This is a genomic window from Alsobacter metallidurans (assembly GCF_014636935.1).
Taxonomy (GTDB): Bacteria; Pseudomonadota; Alphaproteobacteria; order Rhizobiales; family Beijerinckiaceae; genus Alsobacter; species Alsobacter metallidurans.
On the sequence record NZ_BMES01000006.1, the window covers coordinates 1 to 982 of the forward strand.

The 982-nt window shown below is 58.5% G+C and carries 2 tRNA genes and 2 rRNA genes; all 4 read left to right on the forward strand.

The features are described from left to right. A 16S ribosomal RNA gene (locus tag IEV99_RS23610) occupies window positions 1–95 on the forward strand; the annotation flags it as partial. Between the two features lie 183 nt (window positions 96–278). Next, a tRNA-Ile gene (locus IEV99_RS23615) sits at window positions 279–355 on the forward strand. A gap of 129 nt (window positions 356–484) precedes the next feature. Continuing rightward, window positions 485–560, forward strand: a tRNA-Ala gene (locus IEV99_RS23620). A 338-nt stretch (window positions 561–898) separates the two neighbouring features. Beyond that, window positions 899–982: ribosomal RNA gene (locus IEV99_RS23625) — 23S ribosomal RNA — on the forward strand; the annotation flags it as partial.

The following is a 982-nucleotide window of genomic DNA, read 5'->3' on the forward strand; positions in this document are numbered from 1 at the left end:
CCGCAAGGAGGCAGACGACCACGGTAGGGTCAGCGACTGGGGTGAAGTCGTAACAAGGTAGCCGTAGGGGAACCTGCGGCTGGATCACCTCCTTTCTAAGGATGCTTCTTCAGAGCTGCGCAGACTCGTCTGCAAGGCCTATCGAAGCACTTGGAACAAAAGAGCTCAGTCAGAGCTCACTTGCGGGACATAGCCGTCCTCGTTTCTCTTTCTTTCCGGATGAGCCCATGGTTTGGGCGATCGGCCTCAAGGCCGATCGGTCAAGCTCGGGAGATCTTGGGCTTGTAGCTCAGTTGGTTAGAGCGCGCGCTTGATAAGCGTGAGGTCGGAAGTTCGAGTCTTCCCAGGCCCACCATCTTGGTGCGCTCGCTGTGCGAGCGGTTGACGCGTCGAAGGACGCGGCGCGCGTTCGCGCTAGTCCAAAGCCTTTGGCTTTGGGTGACTAGCATTGAGCTTCAAGTCCACACACTCGCCTGCGGCGAGTGGGGCCATAGCTCAGTTGGGAGAGCGCGTGCTTTGCAAGCATGAGGTCGTCGGTTCGATCCCGTCTGGCTCCACCAGGCAGGTTGATCGTCGTGATCGCTCCCAGAGAACTCATCCGAAAAGAGAAAACAGCTTCTTGGCCTGGCGCATCGCCGGCTGAGTTTGATCTTTGACATCGTGAAGAGGGATCATGTCCGGACTTCGCATCCACTACACTGGATGCGTTGGCTGCCAGCGCCGTCGCCTGACCGCACGGACGCCGGATGTGATCGAAGCAAACTGGTCTTTTCGAGCAATGTGTTCGAAGGGTCCGGGCGGGAGACGTGTCTCTCGCCATCCGCGCCGAGCGGAGGACCTGGAACTGGCTTCGCCACCATGACACGTGGTTGAAGCGACGAGCATTGTTCATGAGAACGATCAAGTGTCATAAGGGCATTCGGTGGATGCCTTGGCGCTGAGAGGCGATGAAGGACGTGGTACGCTGCGATAAGCCTTGGGG